Below are 26,809 nucleotides of genomic sequence, written 5' to 3' on the forward strand. Positions count from 1 at the left end.
CGGTACGGGAGTTGCGGGGGGCCGGGCCAACCGGCGTGGGAGCACGGATCGCCTTCCCGGCCGGGTCATGATGGCGGGGCCATGACTTCGCTGCTCCCTCGGTCGACCACGGCGTCCACCCGTCCCTCCCGCGACTCCGGGACCGACGCGGGACACCGCCGACCACTGGTCCTGCTGGCCACGCTGGGCGGGGTGGCCGCGGCCGCGAGCCCGCTCCTGATCTGCCTGGCCGTGGGCGTGATCGGCTGGTTCGTCACCGACGCCGGCGCCCACGGGACGCCCCGCGACGGCCTCCGGACCGGCGCCCTCGGGTGGCTGATGGCGCACGGCTCGGGCATCCACGTCGAGCACGTCGCGATCACCGCCGTGCCGCTCGGCCTGACCCTGCTCTGCGCGTGGGCGGTCTGGCGGATCGGCCACCGCGTGGGGGACTCGGTCTCCGGCCACGGTCCCGACGCCGACCGCATCGCCGACGGCGAACGTGACTGGACGGTGCCCGTGGCCACCGCCTTCTTCACGATCGGGTACGTCGCCACCGCGATCGTCACGGCCCGCCTCGCCTCCTCGCCCGACACGGCACCGTCGACCGCCCGCGTCGTGCTCTGGGCGATCCTCCTGTGCCTGCTGCTCGGCGGCCCGGCCATCGCGATCGGCTCGGGGCGCGCCGCGATCTGGACGTCGTTCCTGCCGATGTCGCTGCGCGCCGGGGCCTCGACCGCGCTCCGGATCCTGGGCGCCTACCTGCTCGTCTCGACCGTGATGTTCGTGGCCGCGCTGGCCGTCGACTTCGGCTCCGCGGCCAACGTGCTCTCGCAGCTCCACGCCGACGCCGGCGACGCCACCCTGCTGATCGGGCTCATGTCGGTCGTGGTGCCCAACGCCGTCGCCTTCTCCGGTTCCTACCTGCTCGGCCCGGGCTTCGCCGTCGGGGCGCAGACGCTCGTCTCGCCCGCGGTCGTGGTGCTCGGTCCGCTGCCGATGTTCCCGATGCTGGCCGCCCTCCCGGACGCCGGCAGCAGCGCGTGGACGCCGTACCTCATGGCCCTGCCGCCGCTCACCGCCGCGGTGGCGGCGGCCCGCACCCAGCGCCGCCTGCCCACCCTGCGCTGGGAGGAGGGCGCCCTGCGTGGCTGCGTCGGCGGCGTCGTGGCCGGCCTCCTGTTCGCCTGCCTCGCCGGGCTGTCCGGCGGCGCGGTCGGGCCGGGCCGGATGCGCGACGTCGGGCCGCTGGCCTTCGACGTGCTCGTCCACGCGATCACCGCGTTCGGCATCGGCGGCCTCCTCGGAGGCCTCGCCATGACGTGGTGGCAGCGTCGCGCGGCCCGCCTGTCGGCCGCCGAGACCGCGTAGACCGGGACGACCCGCGCCGTCGCTAGACTGCCGGGCGTGTCGACCTCTCCCGCGCGCCTCGTCGTGCTCGTCTCCGGCGCCGGCACCAACCTCCAGGCCCTGCTCGATGCCTGCGCGGACCCCTCCTACGGCGCCCGCGTGGTCGCTGTCGGCGCCGACCGTGACGACATCGAGGGGCTGGCCCGGGCCGAGCGGGCCGGCGTCCCGACGTTCGTGAAGAAGGTCGGGCAGTTCTCCAGCCGCGACAGCTGGGACCGCGCCATGGCCGAGACCGTGGCCGGCTTCGAGCCGGACCTCGTCGTCTCCGCGGGCTTCATGAAGCTGGCGGGCGAGCACTTCCTCGCGCGGTTCGGGGGCCGCTACGTCAACACCCACCCGGCCCTGCTGCCGTCGTTCCCGGGGATGCACGGCGCCGCGGACGCTCTGGACTACGGCGTGCGCGTCACCGGCGCCACGCTCTTCATCGTCGACGCCGGGGTCGACACCGGGCCGATCCTGGCCCAGACGGTCGTCGCCGTGGAGGACGACGACACCGTCGAGTCGCTGCACGAACGCATCAAGGGCGCCGAGCGGGAGATGCTCGTCGACGCCGTGGGCCGTATGTCCCGCGAGGGATTCCGGATCGAGGGCCGCAAGGTGAGGTACGGCGCCCCCGTCCACTAGGCTGGGGCTTCACGACTGGCGCAGGTGGGCCACCACCAGGGAGTGCCCCGGGAGACCGGGGAGAGCGCGCATCGAACGCCTGGGTGCCCTCATCGACAACGAACCGCATCGATGAGGAGAAGTACATGACTGCCACCGACGCACGCATCCCGATCAAGCGGGCGCTCGTCTCGGTCTACGACAAGGCCGGCCTCGAGGGCCTGGTCCGCGGGCTGCACGACGCAGGCGTCGAGCTGGTCTCCACCGGCGGCTCCGCCAAGCTGATCGAGGGCCTGGGCCTGCCGGTCATCAAGGTCGAGGACCTCACCGGCTTCCCCGAGTGCCTCGACGGCCGCGTCAAGACGCTGCACCCGCGCGTGCACGCCGGCATCCTCGCCGACCGCCGCCTGGAGTCCCACGTCAAGCAGCTGGCCGACCTCGGCGTCGAGCCCTTCGACCTCGTCGTGTCCAACCTCTACCCGTTCACGGCGACCGTCGCCTCCGGCGCGACGCCCGACGAGTGCGTCGAGCAGATCGACATCGGCGGACCCTCGATGGTCCGCGCCGCCGCCAAGAACCACCCGTCGGTCGCGATCGTGACCTCGCCCGACCGCTACGACGACGTCCTCGCGGCCGCGGCCGCCGGCGGCTTCACGCTCGAGCAGCGCAAGGGCCTGGCCGCCGAGGCCTTCGCCCACACCGCGGCGTACGACGTCGCGGTGGCCTCGTGGATGGGCAGGACGCTCGTGGAGCCCGAGGGCGAGTCGTGCTTCCCGGAGTTCGCCGGCGCCACCTTCACCAAGTCCGCGGACCTGCGCTACGGCGAGAACCCCCACCAGGTGGCGGCGCTCTACACCGACGGCACGGGCGGGCTCGCGGGTGCCGAGCAGCTGCACGGCAAGGAGATGTCCTACAACAACTACGTCGACACCGACGCGGCGCGACGCGCCGCCAACGACTTCGACGAGCCGGCCGTGGCGATCATCAAGCACGCCAACCCCTGCGGCATCGCGGTGGGCGCGGACGTCGCCGAGGCGCACCGGCGGGCCCACGAGTGCGACCCCGTGTCGGCCTTCGGCGGCGTGATCGCGGTCAACCGCCCGGTGTCGGTCGAGATGGCCCGGCAGGTGGCCGAGGTGTTCACCGAGGTGATCGTGGCCCCGGGCTACGAGGACGGCGCCGTCGAGGTGCTCCAGGGCAAGAAGAACATCCGGATCCTGGTCTGCGCGGCGGAGCGGTCCGAGGGCCCCGCCTTCGAGTTCCGCCAGGTCAGTGGGGGAGTGCTGCAGCAGCAGGTCGACCGCGTCGACGCCCCCGGGGACGACCCCTCCTCCTGGACCCTGGCCGCCGGCGAGGCCGCCTCGCCGGAGGTGCTCGCCGACCTCGCCTTCGCCTGGAAGGCCTGCCGTGCGGTGAAGTCCAACGCGATCCTGCTCGCGAAGGACGGCGCCTCGGTCGGCGTCGGCATGGGCCAGGTCAACCGCGTCGACTCCTGCAAGCTCGCCGTCTCGCGGGCGGGGGAGCGGGCGGCCGGCTCGGTCGCGGCCTCGGACGCCTTCTTCCCCTTCGAGGACGGCCCGCAGATCCTCATGGACGCCGGCGTCACGGCCATCGTCCAGCCGGGTGGGTCGGTGCGCGACGAGCTCACGATCGAGGCCGCCAGGGCTGCGGGCGTGACGATGTACTTCACCGGCACCCGGCACTTCTTCCACTGATCGCACTGACAGGATGACCCCCGTGACTGCACAGAAGCTCGACGGCACCGCGACCCTCAAGGCGATCAAGGCCGAGCTCACCGAGCGCGTCGCCAAGCTGCGCGAGCAGGGCATCGTCCCCGGCCTCGGCACCGTGCTGGTGGGCGACGACCCGGGCTCGCACTGGTACGTCGGCGCCAAGCACAAGGACTGCGCCGAGATCGGCGTGGAGTCCATCCGGGTCGACCTCCCCGCCACGGCCACCCAGGCCGAGGTCGAGGCCGAGATCGACCGGCTGAACGCCGACCCCGCCTGCACCGGCTTCCTCGTGCAGCAGCCGACCGGGCTCGACGAGTTCGCCCTGCTGTCCCGCGTCGACCCCGACAAGGACGTCGACGGGCTCCACCCGGTCAGCCTCGGCAAGCTCGTGCTCGGCGAGGAGGGCTCGCTGCCCTGCACGCCGGTCGGCTGCATCGAGCTGCTCCGCCGGCACGGCGTGGAGATCGCCGGGGCCGAGGTCGTCGTGGTCGGGCGCGGCCTGACCGTGGGCCGCCCGCTCGGCCTGCTGCTCACGCGTCGCTCCGAGAACGCCACGGTCACCCTCTGCCACACCGGCACCCGCGACCTGGCCGCCCACGTGCGCACCGCCGACATCGTCGTCGCCGCCGCCGGCGTGCCCGGCATCATCCGCGGCGACATGGTCAAGCCGGGCGCCGCCGTGCTCGACGTCGGGGTCTCGCGGGTCGACGGCAAGATCGCCGGCGACGTCGCCGACGACGTGTGGGAGACCGCGGGCTGGGTCTCGCCCAACCCGGGCGGCGTCGGTCCGATGACCCGCGCCATGCTGCTGTCCAACATCGTGCAGATGGCCGAGAAGGCCGCAGGCTGACCCGACCGTGACCGATCCCGAGGACTCACCCGAACCCGTGGAGCAGACCGAGCCGGACCTGGTGCCGCCGCTCGACGTACCCCTCGACGAGCCCGAGCTGTTCCCGATCGACGGGCGGCGCTACCCCTCCACGATCGGCGGCATCTTCTACCTCGTGGTGCTCGCGATCACCGCGGTCGGCATCGGGATCGTGTGGACCGGCAACTGGCGGCTCGGCACGCGCTGGGTCGCCGGCGCGCTGATCTTCGCGGCGCTGCTCCGGCTCGTGCTGCCCAACAAGGACGCCGGCATGCTCGCCGTCCGGCACCGGGCCTTCGACTGCATCCTGCTGGCCGGGGTCGGGGCGGCGCTGATCTTCCTCGCCACGACGATCCCCAACCAGCCCGGCCTCTGACCGACCCGTCGCTCGTTGACGCCCTGGGGCGTCGACCCGTCGTGAGTTGACGCGAAATGACGTCGACCCGTCGCTTCTCGATGACAAGAAGCGACGGGTCGAGGTCGTGACGCGTCGACAAGCGACGGGTCGGCGTCAGATCAGGCCGAGCTCCGTGACCGCGGCGCGCTCGTCGGCGAGCTCGGCGGTGGAGGCGTCGATCTTGGCCCGCGAGAAGTCGTCGATGTCGAGACCCTGGACGATCGACCAGTCGCCGTCCTTGGTGGTGACCGGGAACGACGAGATGAGGCCCTCGGGCACACCGTAGGAGCCGTCGGAGACGACCGCCATGGAGACCCAGTCACCCTCGGGGGTGCCGTGCAGCCAGTCGCGGGCGGCGTCGACGGTGGCGGACGCGGCCGAGGCGGCCGAGGACGAGCCCCGGGCCTCGATGATCGCGGCGCCGCGCTTGGCGACGGTCGGGATGAAGGTGTTCTCCAGCCAGTCCTGGTCGCCCACGACCTCGGCGGCGTTCTTGCCGCCGATCTCGGCGTGGAACAGGTCGGGGTACTGCGTGGCGGAGTGGTTGCCCCAGATCGTCATCTTCTTGATGTCGGTCACGGACGCGCCGGTCTTGGCCGCCAGCTGCGAGATCGCGCGGTTGTGGTCGAGGCGGGTCAGCGCCGAGAACCGCTCCTGCGGGATGTCGGGGGCGTTGGTCATCGCGATGAGCGCGTTGGTGTTGGCCGGGTTGCCGGTGACACCGATGCGTACGTCGTCGGCGGCCACGTTGTTGAGGGCCTTGCCCTGCGCGGTGAAGATCGCGCCGTTCGCGGAGAGCAGGTCGCCGCGCTCCATGCCCGGGCCGCGCGGACGCGCGCCGACGAGCAGCGCGAGGTTGACGCCGTCGAAGATCTTCTCGGCGTCGTCACCGATCTCGACGCCGGCGAGCGTCGGGAAGGCGCAGTCGTCGAGCTCCATCACGACACCCTCGAGCGCCTTCAGCGCGGGGGTGATCTCCAGGAGGCGCAGCTCGATCGGGCGGTCGGCCCCGAGCAGCGAACCGCTCGCGAGGCGGAAGAGGAGGCTGTAACCGATCTGGCCGGCGGCGCCGGTCACGGCCACCTTGAGGGGGGTAGAGCTCACGACGACTCCTTGTCGACAAAGGCTGGGTGGTTCCCCGGCGACGCTAGCAGCGTGTCGCGCCCCCGGCGACGGAGGGTTCGACAGGTGTGCATGCGCCATGCTGGCGCCCATGAACGGCTCCGGCGTACGACGCGTGCTGGCTGCGCTGTCCCTCCTCCTCGTGCTGCCCGCCGGCCTCGCGGCGTGCGCGGGCGGGCCGCCGACGGTCGCACCGACGGGCGTGGACGAGCTGACGATCCCGACCCCGACGCCGGACCCCTCGGACTTCGTGGACCCCGACACCGACGAGTCCGCGGTCAACCCGTGGTTCCCGCTCGAGCCCGGACGGGTGTGGACCTACCGCCGCCACGAGCTGCAGGACACCTACGTCGAGCGGGTCACGGTCACCGACCGGACCCGCGTCGTCGCCGGGGTCACCACCCGGGTGGTCGGCGACGAGCTCGTGGACACCTCGCAGCGGGTGGTGTCCTCCCACGAGCGCTACTACGCGCAGGACAGCTTGGGCAACGTGTGGTTCTTCGGGGTCGCCGGTGACTGGGAGGCCGGTGCCGCCGGCGCCGAGGCGGGCCTCGCGATGCCCGCGCACCCGCGGCTCGGCGACGGCTTCGTCGTGGACGCCGGCCCCGGCACCGCCGAGGACCGGGCGGAGGTGCTGGCGCTGGACGCGAAGCGCGACGTGCCCGCCGGCTCGTTCGACGACCTGCTCGAGGTCGAGCAGACGACGCCCCACCAGACGGGCCTGGTCCGGCGCGCCTACTACGCGGCCGGGGTCGGGCTGGTCTTCCAGGAGACCGTGGCCGGCGGCACCGAGCTCGTGGAGCTCGTCGCCCGCGGCTGAGGGCTACTGCGTCGGGGGACGGACCTGGGTGCCGCCGTCACCCTCGCCGGGCCAGACCTCGTCGAAGCCCGGGATGCGCTCCCACTGGTGGGCGGCGGCGTTCCACTGCCAGCCCGCCGCGGCGGCCTGCTCGACAGTCCACGCCTGCTCCTGCTGGGTCACCGGCGCGGCGACCTGCTGGTTCCACTCCTGCTGGTAGGCGTCGGGGGCGCCGTAGCCGGGCACGGCCGCCGGCGCCCGCCGGGCGAAGGTGAGCCCGGAGCCCGGCACCGGCTCGTCGACCTGCCCGAACAACATCGCGTACGTCGCTCCCGCGGCCGCCGCGCCGAGCAGCGGGGCCAGGATGAACAGCCACAGCTGGACGATCGCGTCGGTCCCGGCGAAGACGCCGACCCCGATCGAACGGGCCGGGTTGACCGACGTGCCGGTCAACGGGATCGAGGCGAAGTGGATGATCGCCAGGGTGAGGCCGATCGTCAGCGGCGCCATCGAGGGGTGCTCGTTGCGGGCGTCGGTGACCGCCAGGATCACCCAGACGAAGATCGCGGTCAGCACGGCCTCGAGCAGGAACGCCGCCCACCAGGCGTAGCCGCTGCCCTGGTCGCCGTAGGAGTTCTGCGCGAAGTGGCCCTTCGCGGTGAAGCCCTCCAGGCCCTGCAGCAGCGTGAAGAGGACGGTGCCGGCGAGCAGCGCGCCGGCCAGCTGCGCCGCGACGTACACGACGACCTCGCTCCACGCGATCCGTCCGCCCATCGCGGCGCCGACCGAGACGGCGGGGTTGAAGTGGCCGCCCGAGGCCCGCCCGACGGCGTAGGCCATGACGAGGACCGCGACGCCGAAGGCGAGGCCGGTGGCGACGTAGTCGCCGCTGACGATGGCGGTGCCGCAGCCGAGGAAGACGAGGACGAAGGTGCCGAGGACCTCGGCCGCGACCTTCTGCGCAGTGGTGGACGTGGTAGCCATGCCGACCCCCTGTGACCGGGTCCCCGCCAGTCCGGGGAACACCTCGGATCGTAGTCCCGTGAACGGCCCGTTGCCGGGATCACGCACGGGTGCGAGGCTGGGCGGGTCCGGCCTCCGGACCACCCGTCAGGTATCTTGACGTCAAGCAACTTTTTAGGCATCCGCAGACCGTTCAGGAGTCGCGAAACCCATGGCCAAGATCATCTACACGCACACGGACGAGGCGCCCCTGCTGGCGACGTACTCCTTCCTGCCGATCATCCAGGCGTACGCCGCCAAGGCCGGTGTGGAGGTCGAGACGCGCGACATCTCCCTCGCCGGGCGCATCCTCGCCCAGTTCCCCGAGCGACTCACCGACGAGCAGCGCGTCGACGACGCCCTCGCCGAGCTCGGCGAGCTCGCCACGAAGCCCGAGGCGAACATCATCAAGCTGCCCAACATCTCCGCCTCCATCCCGCAGCTCAAGGCCGCGGTCAAGGAGCTGCAGGAGAAGGGCTACGACCTCCCCGACTACCCGGAGAACCCGCAGTCGGAGGAGGACAAGGAGACCCGCGCCAAGTACGACAAGGTCAAGGGCTCCGCGGTCAACCCGGTCCTGCGCGAGGGCAACTCCGACCGCCGCGCGCCGGCCTCGGTGAAGAACTACGCGAAGGCCCACCCGCACCGCATGGGTGCCTGGAGCAGCGACTCGAAGACCAACGTCGCCACCATGGGCAAGGACGACTTCTTCTCCAACGAGAAGTCCGTCGTGATCCCCGCCGACGACTCCCTGACCATCAAGCACGTCGCCGCCGACGGCACCGAGACGGTCCTCAAGGAGGGCGTGAAGGTGCTGGCCGGCGAGGTCGTGGACGGCACGTTCATGAACGTCGCCGCGCTGCGCCGCTTCCTCACCGAGCAGATCGCCCGCGCGAAGGCCGAGGACGTGCTGTTCTCGGTGCACCTCAAGGCCACGATGATGAAGGTCTCCGACCCGATCATCTTCGGCCACGTGGTGCAGGCGTTCTTCCCGACGCTGTTCGAGCAGTACGGCGAGCAGCTGGCCGCCGCGGGCATCTCGCCCAACGACGGGCTCGGCGCCCTGCTCGGCTCGGTCGCCTCGCTCCCCGAGGGCGACGCGATCAAGGCCGCGATCGAGGCCGGCCTGGCCGACGGCCCGGCGATGGCCATGGTCGACTCCGACAAGGGCATCACCAACCTGCACGTCCCCTCCGACGTCATCATCGACGCCTCGATGCCGGCCATGATCCGCACCAGCGGCCACATGTGGGGCCCCGACGGCGAGGAGGCCGACACCCTCGCGGTGATCCCGGACTCCTCCTACGCCGGCGTCTACCAGACCGTCATCGACGACTGCCGCGCCCACGGCGCCTTCGACCCGTCGACGATGGGCTCGGTGCCCAACGTCGGCCTGATGGCCAAGGCGGCCGAGGAGTACGGCTCCCACGACAAGACCTTCGAGGTCCCGGCCGCCGGCCAGGTCCAGGTCGTGACCTCCAACGGCGACGTGCTGATCCAGCACGACGTGGAGCCCGGCGACATCTGGCGCGCCTGCCAGACCAAGGACGCCTCGATCCGCGACTGGGTCAAGCTCGCCGTCACCCGCGCCCGCGCCACCGGCTCGCCGGCGGTGTTCTGGCTCGACGAGCACCGCGCCCACGACGCCAACCTGATCGCCAAGATCAACGAGTACCTCCCGGAGCACGACACCGACGGGCTCACGATCGAGATCATGGCGCCGGCCGAGGCCACGGCGTACTCCCTGGAGCGGATCCGCAAGGGCGAGGACACCATCTCGGTCACCGGCAACGTGCTGCGCGACTACAACACCGACCTCTTCCCGATCCTCGAGCTCGGCACCTCGGCGAAGATGCTCTCCGTCGTCCCGCTGATGAACGGCGGCGGCCTGTTCGAGACCGGCGCCGGCGGCTCCGCGCCTAAGCACGTGCAGCAGCTGGTCAAGGAGAACTACCTGCGCTGGGACAGCCTGGGCGAGTTCTTCGCGCTGGCGGCGTCGTTCGAGCACCTCGCCGGCTACGCCGACAACGCGCGGGCCAAGGTCCTCGCCGACACGCTCGACAAGGCGACCGGCACGTTCCTGGAGAAGGACAAGTCCCCGACGCGTCGCATCGGCGGCATCGACAACCGCGGCTCGCACTTCTACCTCGCGACCTACTGGGCGCAGGAGCTGGCCGCGCAGTCCGAGGACGCCGAGCTGGCCGCCGACTTCAAGGCGCTGGCCGAGCGGCTCGCAGGCGACGAGGAGACGATCGTCGCCGAGCTCAACGGCGTGCAGGGCTCGCCCGCGGACATCGGCGGCTACTACCAGCCCGACGACGCCAAGGCCGACAAGGTCATGCGTCCGTCGAAGACGCTGAACGAGGCGCTCGCCAGCCTCTGAGCCCTGGGGTCGTGCTGCTCAGGGTGCGCTCCGGCGCACGCTGGGCAGCACGACTGCATTTCAGGGCAGCTGCGGCGTCGGCCAGGACGGGTCGGGGCGGAACGTCTCCCACCCGTCGCAGAACGGCCGCCCCCAGGCACGGATGACCGCCTCGACCTCGGCGGCCACCGCCGTGATCCGTGCGGCCTCGGCGGGGGAGTAGCGGCCCTGCTCGACGGCGAGCACCAGCTCGTCCTCGTCCTTGCGGCTGTGGGTGCGGTCGGGCTCGACCCAGACGTCGAGGACGTGGTCCCTGGAGTACGTCGTGTCCGCGTCCCGGACGTGCGTGTCCTCGAGGTTGACGTACCACCCCTCGAACGTCGCCTCGCCCGCCGGGAAGAACGCCCACACCGACCAGGGCCGGCCGGTCGGCGCGACCCGGAGGACGTCGTACTCGTCCCACGTGCCGGTCAGCTGGACCCGCTCGGCGGTGAACATCCGGTCGCGGTCCTCGTGCCGCCCCCGGCCGTCGGCGCGGCCGACCTTGAGGATCGGGGTCCCGGCCGGCAGCCACGCCACGAGGGCGTCCGCGTCGTCGCGGACCACGGTCATCGGCGTGGCACAGTGGGGCAGGGACGGGTCGCCGTAGCGCCACATGATCTGCGTGCCGGGCTCCCAGAACGGGGGCGTGCCGGAGGGGCGGGCGTCCGAGAGGCTCACGCCTGCGGACGATAGTCGAACGCCCTAGTGGTCGTTGTGGTCACACGGCAGGAGCCCGAGGAATAGGCCGGCGACGCCGCTCCTTGGAGACTGGTGACGCCCCAGAGACAAGCCGAGAGTGAAGATGACGACGACCGCGACCACCGAGCTGGCCCCCACCGAGACCCGGCAGCCGCGCGCGTCCCACTTCCTCCTCGCAGTCCTCGCGCTCGCGATGGGCGGCTTCGCGATCGGCACGACGGAGTTCGTGACGATGGGGCTGCTGCCCGAGATCGCCGACGGCGTCGGTGCCTCCATCCCGTCGACCGGCCACGTCATCTCGGCGTACGCGTTGGGCGTGGTCGTGGGCGCCCCGGTGCTCGCCTTCTTCGGCGCCAAGTGGCCCCGACGCGGGCTGCTGGTCGCGCTGATGCTGGCCTACGCGGTCTTCAACGCGGCCAGCGCGCTGGCCACCGACTACCACCTGCTCTTCGCGGCCCGCTTCCTCGACGGCCTGCCCCACGGCGCCTACTTCGGTGTCGCGTCCCTGGTCGCGGCCAGCCTGGCCCCGCCGGAGCGCAAGGGCCGCGCCGTCGCGCTGGTCATGCTCGGCCTCTCGGTCGCCAACGTGGTCGGCGTGCCCGCCGCGACCTGGATGGGCCAGCACCTCGGCTGGCGCTCGGCCTTCTGGGGTGTCGCGGCGCTGTCGCTGCTGACCGTGGCGCTCGTGCTCGCGTTCGTGCCGGCCTGCCCCGGGGACCCCGAGGCGACCGGTCGCCGCGAGCTCAAGGCGTTCTCCACACGGCAGGTCTGGCTGACCCTGCTGGCCGGCGCGGTCGGCTTCGGCGGCATGTTCGCCGTCTACACCTACATCAGCCCGACGCTGACCGGCGTGGGCGGCCTGTCGGAGGGCTCGATCCCGGTCGCCCTGTTCGTCTTCGGCCTCGGCATGGTCGCCGGCACCTGGGTGGCCGGCGAGCTCGCCGACTGGTCGATCTTCCGCTCGCTGCTGATCGGATCGGTCGGCATGGGCGCCGTCCTGCTGCTGTTCTGGTTCGTGGTGCCCCACGGCTGGTGGTCGCTGCCCGTCGTCTTCCTCATCACCGTGCTCGGCTCGGTGCTCGTGGTGAACCTCCAGCTCCGCCTCATGGACGTCGCCGGTGAGGCCCAGACCCTGGGCGCGGCCATGAACCACGCCTCCCTCAACGTCGCCAACGCGCTCGGCGCCTGGCTCGGCGGGCTCGTGATCGCCGGCGGCTACGGCTACCGGGCCCCGGCGCTGGTCGGCGTCGCGCTGTCGGTCGGAGGGCTCGTCGTCATCCTCGCGTCCGCCGCCCTCCACTCCCGCGCCAGCAGGTCGTAGCCCGCCAGGTCCACGACCTCACCGGCGCCGGTCCTCGCCGCCTCGCGCAGTACGCCGGTGGGCCGCATGCCGACGGCCTCCAGGACGCGCCGCGAGGCGACGTTGGGGGCCGAGGCGTAGGCCACGAGCCGGTCGAGGCCGAGAGTGCCGAAGGCGTGGTCGACGGCCAGGGCGGCCGCCCGCTGCGTCAGGCCGCGCCCGCGGGCGTCCGGGTGCGTCCAGTAGCCCAGCTCGGGATCCTCCATGCGGTAGAGCCCCACGACGCCGAGCAGCACGTCGTCGGCCGGGTGGCAGAACGCCCACGTGATCGTGTGGTTGGTGGCGAGCCGTTCGGTCACCCGGTCGACGTAGGCACGTCCGGCGGCCTCGTCGGGGTCGCGCGGCATGAACGCCAGCCAGTACTGCACCTGCGGGTCACCGATGCCCTCGACCACCCGCGGCACGTCGGCCTCGGTGAAGGGCCGCAGCCGGACGCCGTCGCCCTCGACGACCGGGTTGTCGAGCCACGTGGTGCGCGGCGCCATCGCGTCCCCGCGGAGCAGTGTGCCGACCCAGGCGTCGGTGAGCTCGCCGCGGTGGTCCAGCCACTGGCGGACCGTCCCGTCGATCGAGAAGCCGAGCCGCCAGGCGACCTTGCGCGAGGCCCAGTTGCCGTGGTTGGCCCACCAGATGATCGTGTCCAGCTCCTTCTCGGCGAAGCCCCACTCGATGAGCAGGCGCAGCCCGCGCTCCATCGCCCCGGTGCCGCGGGCCGCCGGGTGCGAGCCGTAGGCGATCTCGGCCCGGCCGGAGCCGCCGTTGCGCAGCGAGATCGTGCCGGCGTACCGGCCCTCGTGCTCGACCGCGAAGCCCCACTCGGTGTCGTCGCGCCAGCCGGCGGGCAGCACCTCCTCGACGAAGCCTGCGGCGTGGTGCTGCTCGTAGGGCACCGGCACCGTCGTCCACCGCTGGGACAGCGGGTCCGTGCCCTGCTCGTAGACGCCCGCGATGTCGCTGGCGCGGTGCGCTCGGATCGTCACGGTGCCGTCGGTGAGCGTGGGCGCGGTCGTCATGGCCGAACCCTGCCAACGCCGGAGGCGCGGGGCAAACCGATAACCCCGCGGGGGCCCCGCTCGTTGGCTGCCCATGCGCCTGATCCGTCTCGCCCTCGCCGCCCTGGTGGCCGGCCTCCTCGCCCTCACCGCGGTGCCGGCCCACGCCGACGGCGGCGCGTCGCGCGCACGCCCGCACGGTCGCTTCATCCTCGACCCCGCGGGACGCGTGCTGGTCCTGCACGGACTCAACATGGTCTACAAGCGCGGCTCCTACGCGCCCGACGAGACCGGCTTCGGCCGTGACGACGCACGCTTCCTGGTCCACCACGGCTTCACCACGGTCCGGCTCGGCCTGATCTGGAAGGCCGTGGAGCCGCAGCCGGGGCAGTACGACGACGCCTACCTCGCTCGGGTCCGGCACACCACCCGCGTGCTGGCCGACGCCGGGATCTGGACCCTGCTGGACTTCCACCAGGACCTGTTCAACGAGCGCTTCCAGGGCGAGGGCGCTCCCGACTGGGCGGTCCAGGACGACGGGCTGCCGGCCGAGCCGCAGACCGGCTTCCCCTACAACTACTTCGGCATGCAGGCCCTCAACCGCGCCTTCGACCACTTCTGGGCCAACGACCCGGGTCCCGGCGGCGTCGGGCTCCAGGACCGGTACGCAGCCGCCTGGGCCCACGTGGCGTCGTACTTCTCCGGGACGCCGCGGGTCCTCGGCGTCGACCTCTTCAACGAGCCGTGGCCCGGCACCGGCTGGCAGCAGTGCGCCAACCCCGCCGGGTGCCCCGCCTTCGACGCCACCCTGCAGTCCTTCACGCAGCGCTCGATCGACGCGATCCGTGCGGTCGACCGGCGCACCGCCGTCTTCTACGAGCCGCAGGTCCTGTTCAACAACGGCTCCCAGACGTCGGTCACCCCGACCGGGAGCCGTCTCGGCTTCTCCTTCCACGACTACTGCCTCACCGCCGACGCCGGCACGGGGGAGAGCGGCGGCCAGGAGGGCTGCAGCACCTTCGACGACCTGGTCTTCAGCAACGCCGACGACCACGTGGCCGCGAGCGGGGACGCGCCGCTGCTGACCGAGTTCGGCGCCACGACCAAGCAGTCGACGATCACGACCATGGTCGACCGTGCGGCCGCGCACCTGACCGGCTGGCAGTACTGGGCCTACTGCGGCTGCGAGGACCCGACCACCACCGGCCCGGGCGCCACCCAGGCGCTGGTCCTCGACCCGTCGAAGGCGCCACGGGGCGACAACGTCGACTGGGCCAAGATGCGCTCCCTGGTCGTCCCGCACCCCCTCGCGGTGGCCGGCACGCCGACTTCGTACTCGTTCGCGCGGGGGTCGCGCGTCTTCCGCGCCGCGTGGTCGACCGCGCGGGCCGGAGGCTCCGGCAGCTTCGCCGACGGCAGCCGCACCACGATCTCGGTGCCGGCGTACGTCTACAAGCGTGGGTACGCCGTGCGCGTGACCGGCGGGCACGTCGTCTCGCGCGCCGGTGCCGGCACGCTCGTGGTGGCGCAGGACGCCGGCGCCCAGGCGGTGCGCGTGGTCGTGCGCCCGGCCTGAGCCGGGGCACCACCCGATCGGGGTGGCACGTTCGGGTCATTGCCGGGCCTCCGCGCCACGCCCTGCAATGGAGGCCGACCCCGACGGAGGAGAGCCCCCATGGAGATCCCGACCACGCGCCCGATCCTGACCCCGGACGACGAGGGCTACGACGAGGCGAGGCGGGTCTTCAACGGCATGATCGACCGCCGGCCGGCACGGATCGTGCGCTGCGCGAACGCGCACGAGGTCGCCGCGGGGCTGATGGCGGCCCGGGCCGAGGGCCTCCCGGTCTCGGTCTACGGCGGCGGGCACAGTGTCACCGGCTCCGCCGTCGTCGACGACGGCGTCTGCCTCGACCTGCGGCTGATCGACGACATCGCGGTCGACGCGGAGCGGCGCGAGCTCAGGGTCGGCGGTGGCGCCCGCTGGGGCGAGGTCGACGCGGTGACCCAGGAGCACGGCCTCGCCGTCACCGGGGGCCGGGTGTCCACGACCGGTGTCGGTGGGCTCGCGCTCGGCTCGGGCAGCGGCTGGATCGAGCGCTACGCCGGCCTGACGTGCGACAGCCTGCTCGAGGCCGAGGTCGTGACCGCCGACGGCCGGATCGTGATGGCCTCGGAGAAGGAGAACCCCGACCTGTTCTGGGCGATCCGCGGCGGCGGCGGCAACTTCGGCATCGTCACCCACTTCACCTTCCGCCTGCACGAGGTCGGCCCGATCGTGCTCGGCGGCATGCTGCTCTACCCCGGCCACATGGCCCGCGAGGTGCTCTCGTTCTGGCGCGACTTCGTCACCGACGGCCCCGACGCGCTCGGCAGCGGCGTCGCCCTCATCACCGCCCCGCCGGCCGACTTCGTGCCCGAGCCGGCTCGCGGCAAGCCGGCCGTCGGCGTGATCATCTGCTACGTCGGCCCGCTCGACGAGGCCGAGCACGTGCTGGCCCCGATGCGCGAGTTCGGGCCGCCGGCAGTCGACCTGCTCCAGCCGATGCCGTACGTCGCCGTGCAGCAGCTGCTCGACCCGGGCAACCCGGCGGGCATGCACAACTACTGGAGCGGCGACTTCCTGGCCGAGTTCCCCGACGAGGCCATCGACGCGTTCGTCTCGCACGCCCAGCCGCCGGTCTCCCCGATGAGCCAGATGATCGTCGTCGCCGGGGGCGGCGTGCTGGCCCGCGTCGAGGAGGACGCGATGGCCTTCGGACAGCGGCAGGCGCCGTTCAACCTGCACCTGCTCTCGATGTGGGAGCCCGACCACGCCCAGGACCAGGCCAACATCGACTTCACCCGGCGCCTGGTGGCCGCGATGCAGCCCTGGACGACCGGCAACGCCTACCTCAACTTCATCGGTGACGAGGGGGTCGGCCGCGTCGAGGCGGCCTTCGGGCCCGAGAAGTACGCCCGGCTCCAGCAGATCAAGGCCGTCTGGGACCCCACCAACGTGTTCTGCCACAACCAGAACATCGTCCCCGCGACGGCCCCCGCCGCGACCACCGTCTGACCCCGCCGCCGAGACCGCCGCGCGCGCCCGCGCCCGCGCCTGACCCCGCACGGGTCGGGCGCGGCCGGATCGTGAACAATGGCGGCCATGTCCACCACGACCGAACCCCAGGTCGCCGTGTCCGCGGCAGCCTCCGCGACGGCCCGGCCGCGTGTGCTCTCCGGGATCCAGCGACCGCGGACTCGTTCCACTTCGGCAACTACCTCGGCGCGCTGCGCCAGTGGGTGGACCTCCAGCAGGACTACCAGCCCTTCTTCTTCATCGCCGACCTGCACGCGATCACCGTCGAGCAGGACCCCAAGGTGCTGCGCGAGCGGTGCCTGCGCGCCGCGGCCCAGCTGCTCGCCATGGGCATCGACCCCGACCGTTCGGCGATCTTCATCCAGAGCCAGGTCCCTGCCCACGCCCAGCTCGGCTGGGTGCTGCAGTGCCTGACCGGCTTCGGCGAGGCCCGCCGGATGACCCAGTTCAAGGACAAGTCGGCCAAGGGCGGCGAGGGCGCGGCCTCCGTCGGGCTGTTCACCTACCCCGTCCTGCAGGCGGCCGACATCCTGCTCTACCGCCCGCACTTCGTGCCCGTGGGCGAGGACCAGCGCCAGCACCTCGAGCTGACCCGCGACCTCGCGCAGCGCTTCAACCACCGCTACAAGAAGACCTTCCGGCTGCCCGAGCCCTACATCCTCAAGGCCACGGCCAAGATCGCCGACCTGCAGGACCCGACGTCGAAGATGTCGAAGTCCGCCTCCTCGCCCGCCGGCATCGTGGAGATGCTCGACGAGCCCAAGGTGAGCGCCAAGAAGATCCGGTCGGCCGTCACCGACTCCGAGGCCGAGGTCCGCTTCGACACCGACAAGAAGCCGGGCGTCAGCAACCTGCTCACGATCTACTCCGCCCTGACGGGCGAGGCGATCAGCGACCTCGAGGAGCAGTACGCCGGCCGCGGCTACGGCGACCTCAAGGGCGACCTGTCGGAGATCGTCGTCAACTTCGTGACGCCCTTCCGGGAGCGCACCCTCGAGCTGCTGGACGACCAGGCCTACCTCACCGAGGTGCTCAAGCGTGGCGCCCAGCAGGCCGGGGAGGTGGCCGAGGCCACCCTGCGCGACGTCTACCAGCGGGTCGGCTTCGTCGCCGCGAGCCAGTAGGGTTTTCCAGATGCCGACCATCGGAGTAGCCGTCGCGATCCCGGAGCCCTGGGCCACCGAGCTCCAGGACTACCGCACGGCCATCGGCGACACGACCGCGGCGATGATCCCCACGCACATCACGCTGGTCCCGCCGACCGACGTCACCGACGAGGACCTCACCGAGATCGAGCAGCACCTCGCCGACGTCGCGGGGGAGACCGAGGGCTTCTGCGTCCACCTGCGCGGCACCGGCACCTTCCGCCCGGTCTCGCCGGTCGTCTTCGTGACCCTGGTCGAGGGCATCTCCCAGTGCGAGCAGCTCGCGGCCGCCGTACGCCGTGGTCCGCTCGACGTCGAGATCTCGTTCCCCTACCACCCCCACGTCACCGTCGCGCACCACCTGGCGGACGACCTGCTCGACCGGGCCTTCGAGGAGCTCGCGGGCTTCGACTGCACCTTCGACGTCGACGACTTCCACCTCTACGTGCACGACGAGAAGATCGGCTGGCAGCCGACGCGTGACTTCCCGCTCTGCGGGGCACGCTCCTGACATGGCATCACTCAAGGAACGGGCCACCGCCCGACTGGCCGAGCTGCGCCGCCGTCGACCCTCGGTCGACCACGCGGTGCGGATGCAGCAGCACTACGGCGCGGTGAAGGCCGGCCAGCAGGCGGGCGCGGTGACCTACTTCGGCTTCTTGTCCTTCTTCCCGATCCTGGCCCTCGCGGTGTTCGTGGTCGGCTACGTGTCGTGGGTCTACCCCGCGGCCAACAACAACCTCCGCGACGCGATCGAGTCGGTGCTGCCGGGACTGATCGGCGACCAGAAGGGCCAGATCTCACTGGCCAACATCCGCACCTTCTCCGGCTGGGCCGGGCTCGTCGGCGTGCTGGGTGTCCTCTACTCCGGCCTGGGCTGGGTCTCGGCGCTGCGCGACGCGCTGACCGTGGTGTTCGAGCTGCCAGCCAAGCAGCAGCCCGGGTTCGTGCGCGGCAAGGCCCGTGACCTGCTCACCCTGGCCGCGATCGGGTTGGTGCTGCTGGTCACGGTCGCGGTGGCCGGCTTCGCCCGCGGCTTCTCGGGCAACCTGCTGAACTGGCTGGGCCTCGGCACCCAGCTCGGCTGGGTGGTCGGACTGGTCACCGTCGTCCTCGGCCTGGCTGCCAACACGCTGCTGTTCTTCCTCATGTTCAAGCTGCTCGCCGAGCCGCCCACGCCGAGCCGCTCCCTGTGGCGTGGCGCCCTGCTCGGGGCGGTGCTGTTCGAGGTGCTGAAGCAGGCCTCGCAGTACCTCCTGGCCTCGACCAAGGGCCAGCCGGCCTTCCAGGCCTTCGGGATCGCGCTGATCCTGCTCGTCTGGATCAACTACTTCTCGCGCGTCGTCCTCTACGCCGCCGCCTTCGCCCACACGACGCCCGAGGCGCGCGCCCAGCGCGTCGCCGACCCGGCCGAGCCCGTGCAGGGCCCGCCGTCGCCGCCGGTGACCGTCGACCACGTCCCGCAGGAGTCCACGATGGCGGCGCCCGGCCGGACCTGGGTGGGCCCCTTCGCCGCCGGCAGCGTGACCGCGCTCGGACTCGTCGCCGCTCTCCGGAAGAAGGACTCGTGAAGTTCGAACGCAAGCACGCCTGGCTGCTCCTCGTGGTGGCCCTCTGGAACGTCCTCATCTGGCTGACGTTCGCCAAGAACCTCTCCGCGGCCCACTCCCGCGGCGAGTCCCACCCCACCGGCTACTGGGTCGCCCACACGATCCTGATCATCGTGGACCTCGTCATCGCCGCCGTGCTCGGGGCCCTCGCTGCGAAGGCGTTCCGGGCGACGCGGTCCTCCTGATTCCTGCTGCCCCGGCACTCTCCTGCGCCGCGCGGTCGCGGGTGAGGTGGCTTGGGGAGCTGTGTGGGTCGGAATCGCCGGTTCACCGGCGATTCCTCCCTCGTGCGTGCGCAGGATCATCACGGGGCGCGCGGAAATGATGATCGTGCGCACCTGGGCCCTTGGCCGTGATGTCGTCGCCGGCGGGACATGTGCGACGTCTTAGCAGTGTAAGTTTATGTAGTTGATATACATTGGTCGCATGTCCGACCTCACCGTCACGCTTCCCCTGCTCGAGACCCTCCGGGACCAGGCCCGGGACCCCGGCCTCGTCGACCTGGTCCAGCGCCACCCCACCGAGAGGTCCTGGCTCCAGCTGCCGTCGCACGACGACGTGACCATGTGGCTGATCGCCTGGCCTGCCGGCACCAGCACCGACTGGCACGACCACGGACCGGCGTCCGGGGCGTTCGTCGTGCTGGAGGGGACGCTGGTCGAGCACAGCTGGCTGGGGGCGCTCCGGGTCTGCCGCCTGGGCGTGGGCGACGCCCGCGAGTTCGCCCCCGACCACGTCCACGACGTGCGCAACACCTCGGCGAGGCCGGCGGTGTCCCTGCACGCCTACTCTCCGCGGCTGGAGGTGATGACGCGCTACCGTTTCCTGGGGGACCGCATCGAGGCGATCGGGGTCGAGAGGGCCGGTGAGGGCTGGTGAGCGGTGACGAGACGCCCCGCTACGACGGCGTGGACGAGATGCTGGCCGACGCCCGCTCCCACCTCGACCGCGTCGACGCCGCCCAGGCCCACCGCGAGCTGCTCGCGGGCGACGCCATCCTCGTCGACATCCGGCCCGCCGCCCAGCGTGAGGCCGAGGGTGAGGTGGACCCCGCACTCCCGCTGCAGGTGATCGAGCGGAACGTGCTCGAGTGGCGGTTCGACCCGCGCAGCGAAGCGCGGGTCCCGGAGGCGTCGTACGACGCCCGGGTGATCGTGCTGTGCCAGGAGGGCTACACGTCGTCGCTGGCCGCCCACGCGCTGCAGCAGCTGGGGATCCACCGCGCCACCGACGTGGTCGGAGGCTTCGCTGCGTGGCGGGAGGCCGGCCTGCCCGTCGCAGCCGACCCCCTGCCATGACGCGACCCGTGGATCTCGACGCGCTCGCGCGAGTCGCGTCGCCTGCTCAATCCCTGAGCCGAGGCCGGCGCACCATCAGCGGCACGTGAGGGCATCTCAACAGGCCCCGTGACGCGAGGTCCGGGGTTCGTGTCAGGGGCTGGATGTGCTGTGCCTGATGCGGCGGGCGCTCATCCGCAGCTGCGTCACGCGCGCCACCCCGGCGATGGCTACCACGACGCCGCCCGCTACCGCGGCGATGAACAGGGCCATCCCGAGGGGGATGGTGCCAGACATGCCGAGGAACTGGACGTCGACCTTCGTCGAGTTCTGCAGGATGAAGACGATGAGCAGGATCAGCAGCACGAGGGCGACGCCGGTGGCCATCCAGGCGGCACTGGCCCGAGTGACTCGTGAGGCGCGTCGCGGAGGCGAGGAACCTGCCCCCGACGTGGTGGTCTCGGTTGGTCCGTCGCCGGTCCGCGGGGAGGATGGGTCTGTGGTCATGACCGCCACCATCCTCGCGTGTGTGAGGACGCGCCAAAAGGGCGATGCCCAGGGTCCTTCTCGAGCGTGACTCCGCCACGCGCGCGGACGACCTGACGCGGGACGTCATCCGCTGCGGCGGCCACGGCGACCAGGACGTATGACGTCCCACCCCCACCCCCAGCGTCCGGGTCTCGACTCGAGGGTCTGGAGCGCGGCAGGTGCGCCGACTCGACCTACAGGCCGTGACGCATCGCGGCGTGCAGGTCCCAGTTGAGGCGGGAGATCACGTCGAGCGGGATCTCCTTGGGGCACGCGGCGGTGCACTCGCCGATGTTGGTGCAGCCACCGAAGCCCTCGTGGTCGTGCTGGCCGACCATCTCCACGACGCGGGTGTCGCGCTCGGGCTGGCCCTGGGGCAGCTCGCCGAGGTGGGTGATCTTGGCACCCATGAACAGCGAGGCCGAGCCGTTGGGGCAGGCGGCGACGCAGGCGCCGCAGCCGATGCAGGTCGCCACGTTGAACGCGCGCAGCGCGTCGTCGCGGGGGACCGGGGTGGCGTGCGCCTCGGGCGCCGAGCCGGTGTTGACCGAGATGTAGCCGCCGGCCTGGATGATCCGGTCGAACGCGCCGCGGTCGACGCAGAGGTCCTTGACCACCGGGAACGCGTCGGCGCGCCAGGGCTCGATGACGATCTCGTCGCCGTCCTTGAAGGAGCGCATGTGCAGCTGGCAGGTGGTGGTGACCTCGGGGCCGTGGGCCTGGCCGTTGATCATCAGGCCGCACATGCCGCAGATGCCCTCGCGACAGTCGGAGTCGAACGCGACCGGCTCCTCGCCCTTGGCCTGCAGCTCCTCGTTGAGCACGTCGAGCATCTCGAGGAACGACATGTCCTCGGAGACGTCGTCGATGTCGTAGGTGTGCATGGCGCCCTCGGAAGCCGCGTCGGCCTGGCGCCAGATCTTGAGGGTCAGTCTCACTTGTAGCTCCGCTGCTTCATCTCGATGGCCGTGTAGGTCAGTTCTTCCTTGTGCAGGACGGGCGCCTCGCCCTCGCCGGCGAACTCCCAGGCCGCGACGTAGGCGAACTCGTCGTCGTGGCGCAGGGCCTCGCCGTCCTCGGTCTGCGACTCGCCACGGAAGTGGCCGCCGCAGGACTCGCGACGGTTGAGCGCGTCGATGCACATGAGCTCACCGAGCTCGATGAAGTCGGCCACGCGGCCGGCCTTCTCCAGCGACTGGTTGAGGCTCTCGGCGCTGCCGAGGACCTTCACGTTGCGCCAGAAGTCGTCCTTGAGGGTGCGGATGAGGTCGATGGCCTTCTTCAGGCCCTCCTCGGTCCGCTCCATGCCGCAGTACTCCCACATGATGTTGCCGAGCTCGCGGTGGTAGGAGTCGACGCTGCGGGTGCCGTTGCTGTTCATGAAGGTGTCGATGCGCGTGCGCACCGCCTGCTCGGCCTCGACCACGGCGGGGTGGTCGGCGGGCACGGGCTCGAAGGGCCCGTCCGCGAGGTAGTCGCGGATCGTGTGGGGCAGCACGAAGTAGCCGTCCGCGAGGCCCTGCATCAGCGCCGAGGCGCCGAGACGGTTGGCGCCGTGGTCGGAGAAGTTCGCCTCGCCGGTCACGAAGAGGCCGTTGATCGTCGACATCAGGTCGTAGTCGACCCACAGGCCGCCCATGACGTAGTGCACGGCCGGGTAGATGCGCATCGGCGTGGAGTAGGGGTCCTCGCCGGTGATGCGGGCGTACATGTCGAAGAGGTTGTCGTACTTCTCCTCGATGCCGTCGCGGCCCAGGCGCTCGATGGCCGCGCTGAAGTCGAGGTAGACGCCGCGGCGCACGCCCTCGACGGCCGGGCCCACGCCGCGGCCCTCGTCGCAGACGTTCTTCGCCGCGCGCGAGGCGATGTCGCGGGGGACCAGGTTGCCGAAGGAGGGGTAGATCCGCTCCAGGTAGTAGTCGCGGTCCTCCTCGGGGATGTCGCGCGGGTCCTTCTCGCAGTCCGAGGCCTTCTTGGGCACCCAGATCCGGCCGTCGTTGCGCAGCGACTCCGACATCAGGGTCAGCTTCGACTGGTGCGCGCCCGAGACCGGGATGCAGGTCGGGTGGATCTGCGTGTAGCAGGGGTTGGCCATGTAGGCGCCCTTGCGGTGTGCACGCCACGACGCGGTGACGTTGCAGCCCATCGCGTTGGTGGAGAGGTAGAAGACGTTGCCGTAGCCGCCGCTCGCCAGGACGACGACGTCGGCGAGGTGGGTCTCGATGGCACCGGTCACCATGTCGCGGGCGATGATGCCGCGGGCCCGGCCGTCGACGATGATCAGCTCGAGCATCTCGTGGCGGGTGAAGGTCTCCACCGTGCCGGCCGCGACCTGGCGCTCGAGGGCCTGGTAGGCGCCGAGCAGCAGCTGCTGGCCCGTCTGGCCGCGGGCGTAGAACGTGCGGGAGACCTGGACGCCGCCGAAGGAGCGGTTGTCGAGCAGGCCGCCGTACTCGCGGGCGAAGGGGACGCCCTGCGCCACGCACTGGTCGATGATGTTCGTCGAGACCTCGGCGAGGCGGTAGACGTTGGACTCCCGCGAGCGGTAGTCGCCGCCCTTGACGGTGTCGTAGAACAGCCGGTGGACGGAGTCGCCGTCCTCCTTGTAGTTCTTGGCCGCGTTGATGCCGCCCTGCGCCGCGATGGAGTGGGCCCGGCGCGGGGAGTCCTGGTAGCAGAAGGACTTCACGTTGTAGCCGGCCTCGCCGAGCGTGGCCGCGGCCGAGCCGCCGGCCAGGCCGGTGCCGACGATGATGATCGACAGCTTGCGGCGGTTGGACGGGTTGACCAGGCGGGCCTCGAACTTGCGGGTCTGCCAGCGGTCGGCGATCGGGCCGCCCGGCGCCTTGGTGTCGGCGATCGGGGCGCCGGGGGTGTAGTAGCCCGCGGCGTCGTCGCTCTGCGCACCCGGGGCGTCGTGCGAGGGGTCGGACGTGAGGGTGGTGTCCGGCATGTCGGTCATGTGCGAGTCCTTACTTGGTGATGACGCCGGCGAGGACGAAGATCGGCACGAGCGAGAAGCCGCCGGCGATCAGCACGGCGATGATCCAGCCGAGGCCCTTGGCGTTGCGGCGCGCCTTCGCGTTGTTGGTCAGGCCCAGCGTCTGCGCCGAGCTCCACACGCCGTGGTGCAGGTGCAGGCCCAGCGCGGCCATCGCCACCAGGTAGATCAGCGTCAGCCACCACGTGTCGAAGCTGTCCACGAGCAGGTTGTAGGGGTCGTTGGTCGGACCGCCCTGCACGTTGACCTTGCCCACGGTGAAGTTCAGCAGGTGCCAGATGATGAACAGCAGCAGCGTCAGGCCGCCCCAGCGCATCATGCGCGAGGAGAACGACGACGCGAGGTTCTTCTTCACCTGGTAGCGGACCGTGCGGGCGCGCTTGGCGCGCTTCCACAGGGCCGCGGCCGAGTAGACGTGCACCACGAGCGCCACGATCAGCACCAGCCGGATCACCCACAGGAGGCCCGAGTGCGGAAGCATCGGCTCGCCGATGGTCCGCAGGTGCTCGGCGTACTCGTTGTAGGCGTCATGGCCGGCAAAGGCCTTGAGGTTGCCGTACATGTGCAGGAGCACGAAGCCGATGAAGATGATGCCGCTGACGGCCATCAGGAGCTTGAGTGCAATGGTCGAGCGCGTCGAGCGCGCTCCCTTGACAAGGGTCGTCGTTGCCACGAAAGGCCACGCTACCGTCCGGGGGCCGTGCCCCATGCCGCGGGGAGTGTGACATATGCCCGGTTACCGGGCGGTTGCCGCGGTTTTGTCACGCGTGGGCGTCGGCGAGGGGCCGTACGACGGGTGCCAGCCGGGCGTAGGTGCCCGCCACGAGCTCGTCCACGGCGTCGTGCCAGGTGCGTCCGGCCGCCAGCTCGCGGGCCCGGTCGCCGAGCAGCCCGCGGTGCGGGTCCGCCGCCACCGCGGCCACGGCCCGGCGGAGCCCGTGCGGGTCCGCGGGGTCGTAGAGCAGCCCGGTCTCCAGGCTGCGCACGACGTCGGGGGCGCCGCCCGAACGCGGCGCCACGACGGGTACGCCGCTCGCCGCGGCCTCGCGCAGTGCGTGGCTGCAGGTCTCGTGGCGGCCCGGGTGGACCAGGACGTCGAGCGACGGCATGGCCACGGTCAGGTCGCCGGTCTCGAGCGCGCCGGTGAACCGGGCCCGGGGGAGCCGGCCCTGCAGCCAGCCGCGCTGCGGACCGTCGCCGATGACCACGGGCCGGATGCCGGGCACGGCCGCGAGCTCGGCCAGCCGGCGTACGTCGTGGCGCCGGTGCAGCGAGCCGACGTACCCCACGACGACCAGCGGGCCGCCGGCCGAGCGGGCGCGGGACCAGCTCGCGTGCAGCCACGGGTCGCGGAGCTGCGGGGCGAACGCGGCGGTGTCCACGCCCGGCGTCCACAGGTCGGCGGCCACGCCGAACTCCGTCATCCGCTGGACCATCCACGGCGAGGTGACCACGACGGCGTCGGCCCGGTCGGCGACCTTGCTGCGCCAGTGGTCCGCGGTCTCGTCGAGGACCGAGGACTGCTCGACCACGACCGAGGGGATGCCCAGGCGGCGGGCGTGCTTGAGGGCCTTGCGGCCGATCGTCCCCGGCGAGGTCACGTGGACCAGGTCGGGGGCGAAGTCGGCGAGCGCGTCGCGCACCTGGCTGCCCGGCTTCTCCAGCGGGCGGGTGCGCACGACGGGGCTGCGCCGGTAGGTCGACAGACCCGGCCCGGGCGCGATGATCCGCACCTCGTGACCGGTGTCGATGAGGCGATCGGCCACGGCCTTCACGGTCGTCGTGGTGCCGTCCACCGCCGGGTAGAAGGTCTCGGTGACCAGTGCGATCCTCATGCTGCCAACGTGGGCGGCGCAGGCGACGCGCACCCTGCATCGCCGTGACGTGGGCATGAACAGTGGCTGAGACGTGGCGGTGTGGCCCCTTTCACATTGGCCCCAACCTGTGCAGACTCACCTCCAGCACCCGACCAGCGGAGGTGGCGATGGCGTCGACAGACGCTCGTACGGCTACAGGAGTGAACGGGCCCACCAGGGCCCGTATCGGCGTCAAGACCCTGCGGACGGACCGGTGGTGGCTCACGCCGCTGGCGACCTTCGTGGTGTTCACGGCCTTCGTCGTCTACGCGACGTGGCGGGCCTTCGCCGGGCACCACTACTACGCCGAGCCCTACCTCTCGCCGTTCTACTCGCCCTGCCTGACCGACTCCTGCGTGAGCGGGTCCTCGGACTTCGGGCAGCCGCTGAGCCTGTGGAGCCTGTCGCCGGCGCTGGTCATCCTGATCTTCCCGCTGGGCTTCCGGATGACCTGCTACTACTACCGCAAGGCCTACTACCGGGCCTTCTGGCTCTCCCCGCCGGCCTGCGCGGTGGCCGAGCCGCACGGCGCCTACTCCGGCGAGACGCGGTTCCCGCTGATCCTCCAGAACATCCACCGCTACTTCTGGTACGCCGCCGTGGTGGTCGCGCTGATCCTCAGCTACGACGCGATCCTGGCGTTCGGGCCGGCCGAGGGCGAGTCCGACGGCATCCACATGGGCCTCGGCACGGTGCTGATGGTCGCCAACGTGGTGTTGATCTGGCTCTACACGCTCTCGTGCCACTCCTGCCGGCACATCACCGGCGGCCGGCTGCGGCACTTCTCCAAGCACCCGGTCCGCTACCGGATGTGGACCTTCGTCTCGAAGCTCAACACCAACCACGCCCGCTACGCGTGGTACTCCCTGTTCTCCGTCGCGCTGGTCGACCTCTACATCTACCTGCTCGCGACCAACGTCTTCGACGACCCGAGGTTCTTCTGAC

Annotated in this window: 25 protein-coding genes and 1 pseudogene; 17 read left to right on the forward strand and 9 right to left on the reverse strand. The window is 71.5% G+C overall.

Annotated elements, in window-relative coordinates; all coding sequences use genetic code 11:
- Positions 1 to 81: 81 nt before the first annotated feature.
- The 5 genes from EJF31_RS20820 (at position 82) to EJF31_RS20840 (ending at position 4,969) form a co-directional block, all read left to right on the forward strand.
- Positions 82 to 1,350 (forward strand): DUF6350 family protein, encoded by a 1,269-nt coding sequence (locus EJF31_RS20820; RefSeq protein ID WP_125039101.1) that lies wholly within the window; start codon positions 82 to 84, stop codon positions 1,348 to 1,350.
- Between the two features lie 27 nt (positions 1,351 to 1,377).
- Positions 1,378 to 2,013: a phosphoribosylglycinamide formyltransferase gene (gene purN / locus EJF31_RS20825; protein ID WP_221767696.1), complete on the forward strand. Its 636-nt coding sequence runs from the start codon at positions 1,378 to 1,380 to the stop codon at positions 2,011 to 2,013.
- A 125-nt stretch (positions 2,014 to 2,138) separates the two neighbouring features.
- Positions 2,139 to 3,707 carry a bifunctional phosphoribosylaminoimidazolecarboxamide formyltransferase/IMP cyclohydrolase gene (purH, locus tag EJF31_RS20830; RefSeq protein WP_125039103.1) on the forward strand — a complete coding sequence of 523 codons (1,569 nt, stop codon included), beginning with the start codon at positions 2,139 to 2,141 and terminating at the stop codon, positions 3,705 to 3,707.
- A 22-nt stretch (positions 3,708 to 3,729) separates the two neighbouring features.
- Entirely contained in the window at positions 3,730 to 4,575 is an 846-nt protein-coding gene (locus EJF31_RS20835) for a bifunctional methylenetetrahydrofolate dehydrogenase/methenyltetrahydrofolate cyclohydrolase (protein ID WP_125039104.1), read from the forward strand.
- Positions 4,576 to 4,582: 7 nt separating this feature from the next.
- Positions 4,583 to 4,969, forward strand: a complete 387-nt coding sequence (locus EJF31_RS20840; protein ID WP_260430997.1) for a DUF3017 domain-containing protein — start codon at positions 4,583 to 4,585, stop codon at positions 4,967 to 4,969.
- Positions 4,970 to 5,104: 135 nt separating this feature from the next.
- Here the strand turns inward: EJF31_RS20840 and EJF31_RS20845 are convergent, their stop codons facing one another.
- Positions 5,105 to 6,094 (reverse strand): malate dehydrogenase, encoded by a 990-nt coding sequence (locus tag EJF31_RS20845; protein WP_125039105.1) that lies wholly within the window; start codon positions 6,092 to 6,094, stop codon positions 5,105 to 5,107.
- A gap of 109 nt (positions 6,095 to 6,203) precedes the next feature.
- Here EJF31_RS20845 and EJF31_RS20850 point away from each other — a divergent pair, with 109 nt between their 5' ends.
- Positions 6,204 to 6,932, forward strand: coding sequence for a hypothetical protein (locus tag EJF31_RS20850; protein ID WP_125039106.1), 729 nt, complete (start codon positions 6,204 to 6,206; stop codon positions 6,930 to 6,932).
- A gap of 3 nt (positions 6,933 to 6,935) precedes the next feature.
- Here EJF31_RS20850 and EJF31_RS20855 read toward each other — a convergent pair whose 3' ends face one another.
- Positions 6,936 to 7,895 carry an aquaporin gene (locus EJF31_RS20855; protein ID WP_125039107.1) on the reverse strand — a complete coding sequence of 320 codons (960 nt, stop codon included), beginning with the start codon at positions 7,893 to 7,895 and terminating at the stop codon, positions 6,936 to 6,938.
- A 190-nt stretch (positions 7,896 to 8,085) separates the two neighbouring features.
- Between EJF31_RS20855 and EJF31_RS20860 the strand changes: the two genes are divergently transcribed.
- The gene (locus tag EJF31_RS20860; RefSeq protein WP_125039108.1) at positions 8,086 to 10,296 is read left to right on the forward strand and encodes an NADP-dependent isocitrate dehydrogenase; all 2,211 of its coding nucleotides are present in this window, start codon (positions 8,086 to 8,088) and stop codon (positions 10,294 to 10,296) included.
- 60 nt (positions 10,297 to 10,356) lie between these two features.
- Here the strand turns inward: EJF31_RS20860 and EJF31_RS20865 are convergent, their stop codons facing one another.
- Positions 10,357 to 10,995, reverse strand: coding sequence for a DUF402 domain-containing protein (locus tag EJF31_RS20865; RefSeq protein WP_125039109.1), 639 nt, complete (start codon positions 10,993 to 10,995; stop codon positions 10,357 to 10,359).
- A gap of 124 nt (positions 10,996 to 11,119) precedes the next feature.
- Here EJF31_RS20865 and EJF31_RS20870 point away from each other — a divergent pair, with 124 nt between their 5' ends.
- On the forward strand, positions 11,120 to 12,337 hold the full coding sequence (locus tag EJF31_RS20870) for an MFS transporter (RefSeq protein ID WP_125039110.1): 1,218 nt from the start codon (positions 11,120 to 11,122) through the stop codon (positions 12,335 to 12,337).
- Here EJF31_RS20870 and EJF31_RS20875 read toward each other — a convergent pair.
- Positions 12,238 to 13,389 carry a GNAT family N-acetyltransferase gene (locus EJF31_RS20875; RefSeq protein WP_185736372.1) on the reverse strand — a complete coding sequence of 384 codons (1,152 nt, stop codon included), beginning with the start codon at positions 13,387 to 13,389 and terminating at the stop codon, positions 12,238 to 12,240. The two genes, EJF31_RS20870 and EJF31_RS20875, sit on opposite strands and share 100 nt — an antisense overlap.
- A 73-nt stretch (positions 13,390 to 13,462) precedes the next feature.
- On the opposite strand from EJF31_RS20875, the gene EJF31_RS20880 reads away from it, so the two are divergent.
- From EJF31_RS20880 to EJF31_RS20915, 8 genes and pseudogenes are all read left to right on the forward strand, one after another.
- Entirely contained in the window at positions 13,463 to 14,944 is a 1,482-nt protein-coding gene (locus EJF31_RS20880) for a cellulase family glycosylhydrolase (RefSeq protein WP_125039112.1), read from the forward strand.
- A 99-nt stretch (positions 14,945 to 15,043) separates the two neighbouring features.
- On the forward strand, positions 15,044 to 16,426 hold the full coding sequence (locus EJF31_RS20885; RefSeq protein ID WP_125039113.1) for an FAD-binding oxidoreductase: 1,383 nt from the start codon (positions 15,044 to 15,046) through the stop codon (positions 16,424 to 16,426).
- Between the two features lie 87 nt (positions 16,427 to 16,513).
- Positions 16,514 to 17,571, forward strand: a pseudogene (gene trpS, locus EJF31_RS20890) (tryptophan--tRNA ligase).
- A 10-nt stretch (positions 17,572 to 17,581) separates the two neighbouring features.
- Positions 17,582 to 18,103 carry a 2'-5' RNA ligase family protein gene (locus tag EJF31_RS20895; protein WP_125039114.1) on the forward strand — a complete coding sequence of 174 codons (522 nt, stop codon included), beginning with the start codon at positions 17,582 to 17,584 and terminating at the stop codon, positions 18,101 to 18,103.
- Position 18,104: 1 nt separating this feature from the next.
- Positions 18,105 to 19,163: a YihY/virulence factor BrkB family protein gene (locus EJF31_RS20900; protein WP_125039115.1), complete on the forward strand. Its 1,059-nt coding sequence runs from the start codon at positions 18,105 to 18,107 to the stop codon at positions 19,161 to 19,163.
- Positions 19,160 to 19,387, forward strand: coding sequence for an SCO4848 family membrane protein (locus EJF31_RS20905; protein WP_125039116.1), 228 nt, complete (start codon positions 19,160 to 19,162; stop codon positions 19,385 to 19,387). The genes EJF31_RS20900 and EJF31_RS20905 overlap by 4 nt, the downstream gene beginning before the upstream one ends.
- A gap of 241 nt (positions 19,388 to 19,628) precedes the next feature.
- The gene (locus EJF31_RS20910; protein WP_125039117.1) at positions 19,629 to 20,081 is read left to right on the forward strand and encodes a cysteine dioxygenase family protein; all 453 of its coding nucleotides are present in this window, start codon (positions 19,629 to 19,631) and stop codon (positions 20,079 to 20,081) included.
- Complete coding sequence (locus EJF31_RS20915) at positions 20,078 to 20,500, forward strand: rhodanese-like domain-containing protein (protein WP_260430999.1); 423 nt, start codon at positions 20,078 to 20,080, stop codon at positions 20,498 to 20,500. The genes EJF31_RS20910 and EJF31_RS20915 overlap by 4 nt, the downstream gene beginning before the upstream one ends.
- 132 nt (positions 20,501 to 20,632) lie before the next feature.
- On the opposite strand, the gene EJF31_RS22205 is transcribed toward EJF31_RS20915, so the two are convergent.
- The 5 genes from EJF31_RS22205 to EJF31_RS20940 all read right to left on the reverse strand — a co-directional run bounded on the left by EJF31_RS22205 (position 20,633) and on the right by EJF31_RS20940 (position 25,843).
- Positions 20,633 to 20,866: a lipopolysaccharide assembly protein LapA domain-containing protein gene (locus tag EJF31_RS22205; RefSeq protein WP_221767686.1), complete on the reverse strand. Its 234-nt coding sequence runs from the start codon at positions 20,864 to 20,866 to the stop codon at positions 20,633 to 20,635.
- A 335-nt stretch (positions 20,867 to 21,201) separates the two neighbouring features.
- On the reverse strand, positions 21,202 to 21,945 hold the full coding sequence (locus EJF31_RS20925; protein ID WP_125039119.1) for a succinate dehydrogenase/fumarate reductase iron-sulfur subunit: 744 nt from the start codon (positions 21,943 to 21,945) through the stop codon (positions 21,202 to 21,204).
- Complete coding sequence (locus EJF31_RS20930) at positions 21,942 to 23,960, reverse strand: fumarate reductase/succinate dehydrogenase flavoprotein subunit (RefSeq protein ID WP_125039222.1); 2,019 nt, start codon at positions 23,958 to 23,960, stop codon at positions 21,942 to 21,944. The genes EJF31_RS20925 and EJF31_RS20930 overlap by 4 nt, the downstream gene beginning before the upstream one ends.
- A 19-nt stretch (positions 23,961 to 23,979) precedes the next feature.
- The gene (locus EJF31_RS20935; protein ID WP_125039120.1) at positions 23,980 to 24,681 is read right to left on the reverse strand and encodes a succinate dehydrogenase cytochrome b subunit; all 702 of its coding nucleotides are present in this window, start codon (positions 24,679 to 24,681) and stop codon (positions 23,980 to 23,982) included.
- A gap of 88 nt (positions 24,682 to 24,769) precedes the next feature.
- Positions 24,770 to 25,843, reverse strand: a complete 1,074-nt coding sequence (locus EJF31_RS20940; RefSeq protein ID WP_125039121.1) for a glycosyltransferase — start codon at positions 25,841 to 25,843, stop codon at positions 24,770 to 24,772.
- A gap of 182 nt (positions 25,844 to 26,025) precedes the next feature.
- Here EJF31_RS20940 and EJF31_RS20945 point away from each other — a divergent pair, with 182 nt between their 5' ends.
- Positions 26,026 to 26,808 (forward strand): hypothetical protein, encoded by a 783-nt coding sequence (locus EJF31_RS20945; RefSeq protein ID WP_260431000.1) that lies wholly within the window; start codon positions 26,026 to 26,028, stop codon positions 26,806 to 26,808.
- Position 26,809: the final 1 nt, after the last annotated feature.

The organism is Nocardioides sp. LS1 (assembly GCF_003865225.1).
In the GTDB taxonomy this organism is placed as follows: Bacteria; Actinomycetota; Actinomycetes; order Propionibacteriales; family Nocardioidaceae; genus Nocardioides; species Nocardioides ginsengisegetis.

Bases quoted from the DNA above. Each gene is read 5' to 3' on its own strand.
- EJF31_RS20855 (WP_125039107.1), bottom strand. From the start codon at position 7,895: ATGGCTACCACGTCCACCACTGCGCAGAAGGTCGCGGCCGAGGTCCTC.
- EJF31_RS22205 (WP_221767686.1), bottom strand. From the start codon at position 20,866: ATGGCCACCGGCGTCGCCCTCGTGCTGCTGATCCTGCTCATCGTCTTC.
- EJF31_RS20860 (WP_125039108.1), top strand. From the start codon at position 8,086: ATGGCCAAGATCATCTACACGCACACGGACGAGGCGCCCCTGCTGGCG.
- EJF31_RS20875 (WP_185736372.1), bottom strand. From the start codon at position 13,389: ATGACGACCGCGCCCACGCTCACCGACGGCACCGTGACGATCCGAGCG.
- EJF31_RS20900 (WP_125039115.1), top strand. From the start codon at position 18,105: ATGGCATCACTCAAGGAACGGGCCACCGCCCGACTGGCCGAGCTGCGC.
- EJF31_RS20850 (WP_125039106.1), top strand. From the start codon at position 6,204: ATGAACGGCTCCGGCGTACGACGCGTGCTGGCTGCGCTGTCCCTCCTC.
- EJF31_RS20820 (WP_125039101.1), top strand. From the start codon at position 82: ATGACTTCGCTGCTCCCTCGGTCGACCACGGCGTCCACCCGTCCCTCC.
- EJF31_RS20940 (WP_125039121.1), bottom strand. From the start codon at position 25,843: ATGAGGATCGCACTGGTCACCGAGACCTTCTACCCGGCGGTGGACGGC.
- EJF31_RS20910 (WP_125039117.1), top strand. From the start codon at position 19,629: ATGTCCGACCTCACCGTCACGCTTCCCCTGCTCGAGACCCTCCGGGAC.
- EJF31_RS20930 (WP_125039222.1), bottom strand. From the start codon at position 23,960: ATGCCGGACACCACCCTCACGTCCGACCCCTCGCACGACGCCCCGGGT.
- EJF31_RS20870 (WP_125039110.1), top strand. From the start codon at position 11,120: ATGACGACGACCGCGACCACCGAGCTGGCCCCCACCGAGACCCGGCAG.
- purH (WP_125039103.1), top strand. From the start codon at position 2,139: ATGACTGCCACCGACGCACGCATCCCGATCAAGCGGGCGCTCGTCTCG.
- EJF31_RS20895 (WP_125039114.1), top strand. From the start codon at position 17,582: ATGCCGACCATCGGAGTAGCCGTCGCGATCCCGGAGCCCTGGGCCACC.
- EJF31_RS20885 (WP_125039113.1), top strand. From the start codon at position 15,044: ATGGAGATCCCGACCACGCGCCCGATCCTGACCCCGGACGACGAGGGC.
- EJF31_RS20880 (WP_125039112.1), top strand. From the start codon at position 13,463: ATGCGCCTGATCCGTCTCGCCCTCGCCGCCCTGGTGGCCGGCCTCCTC.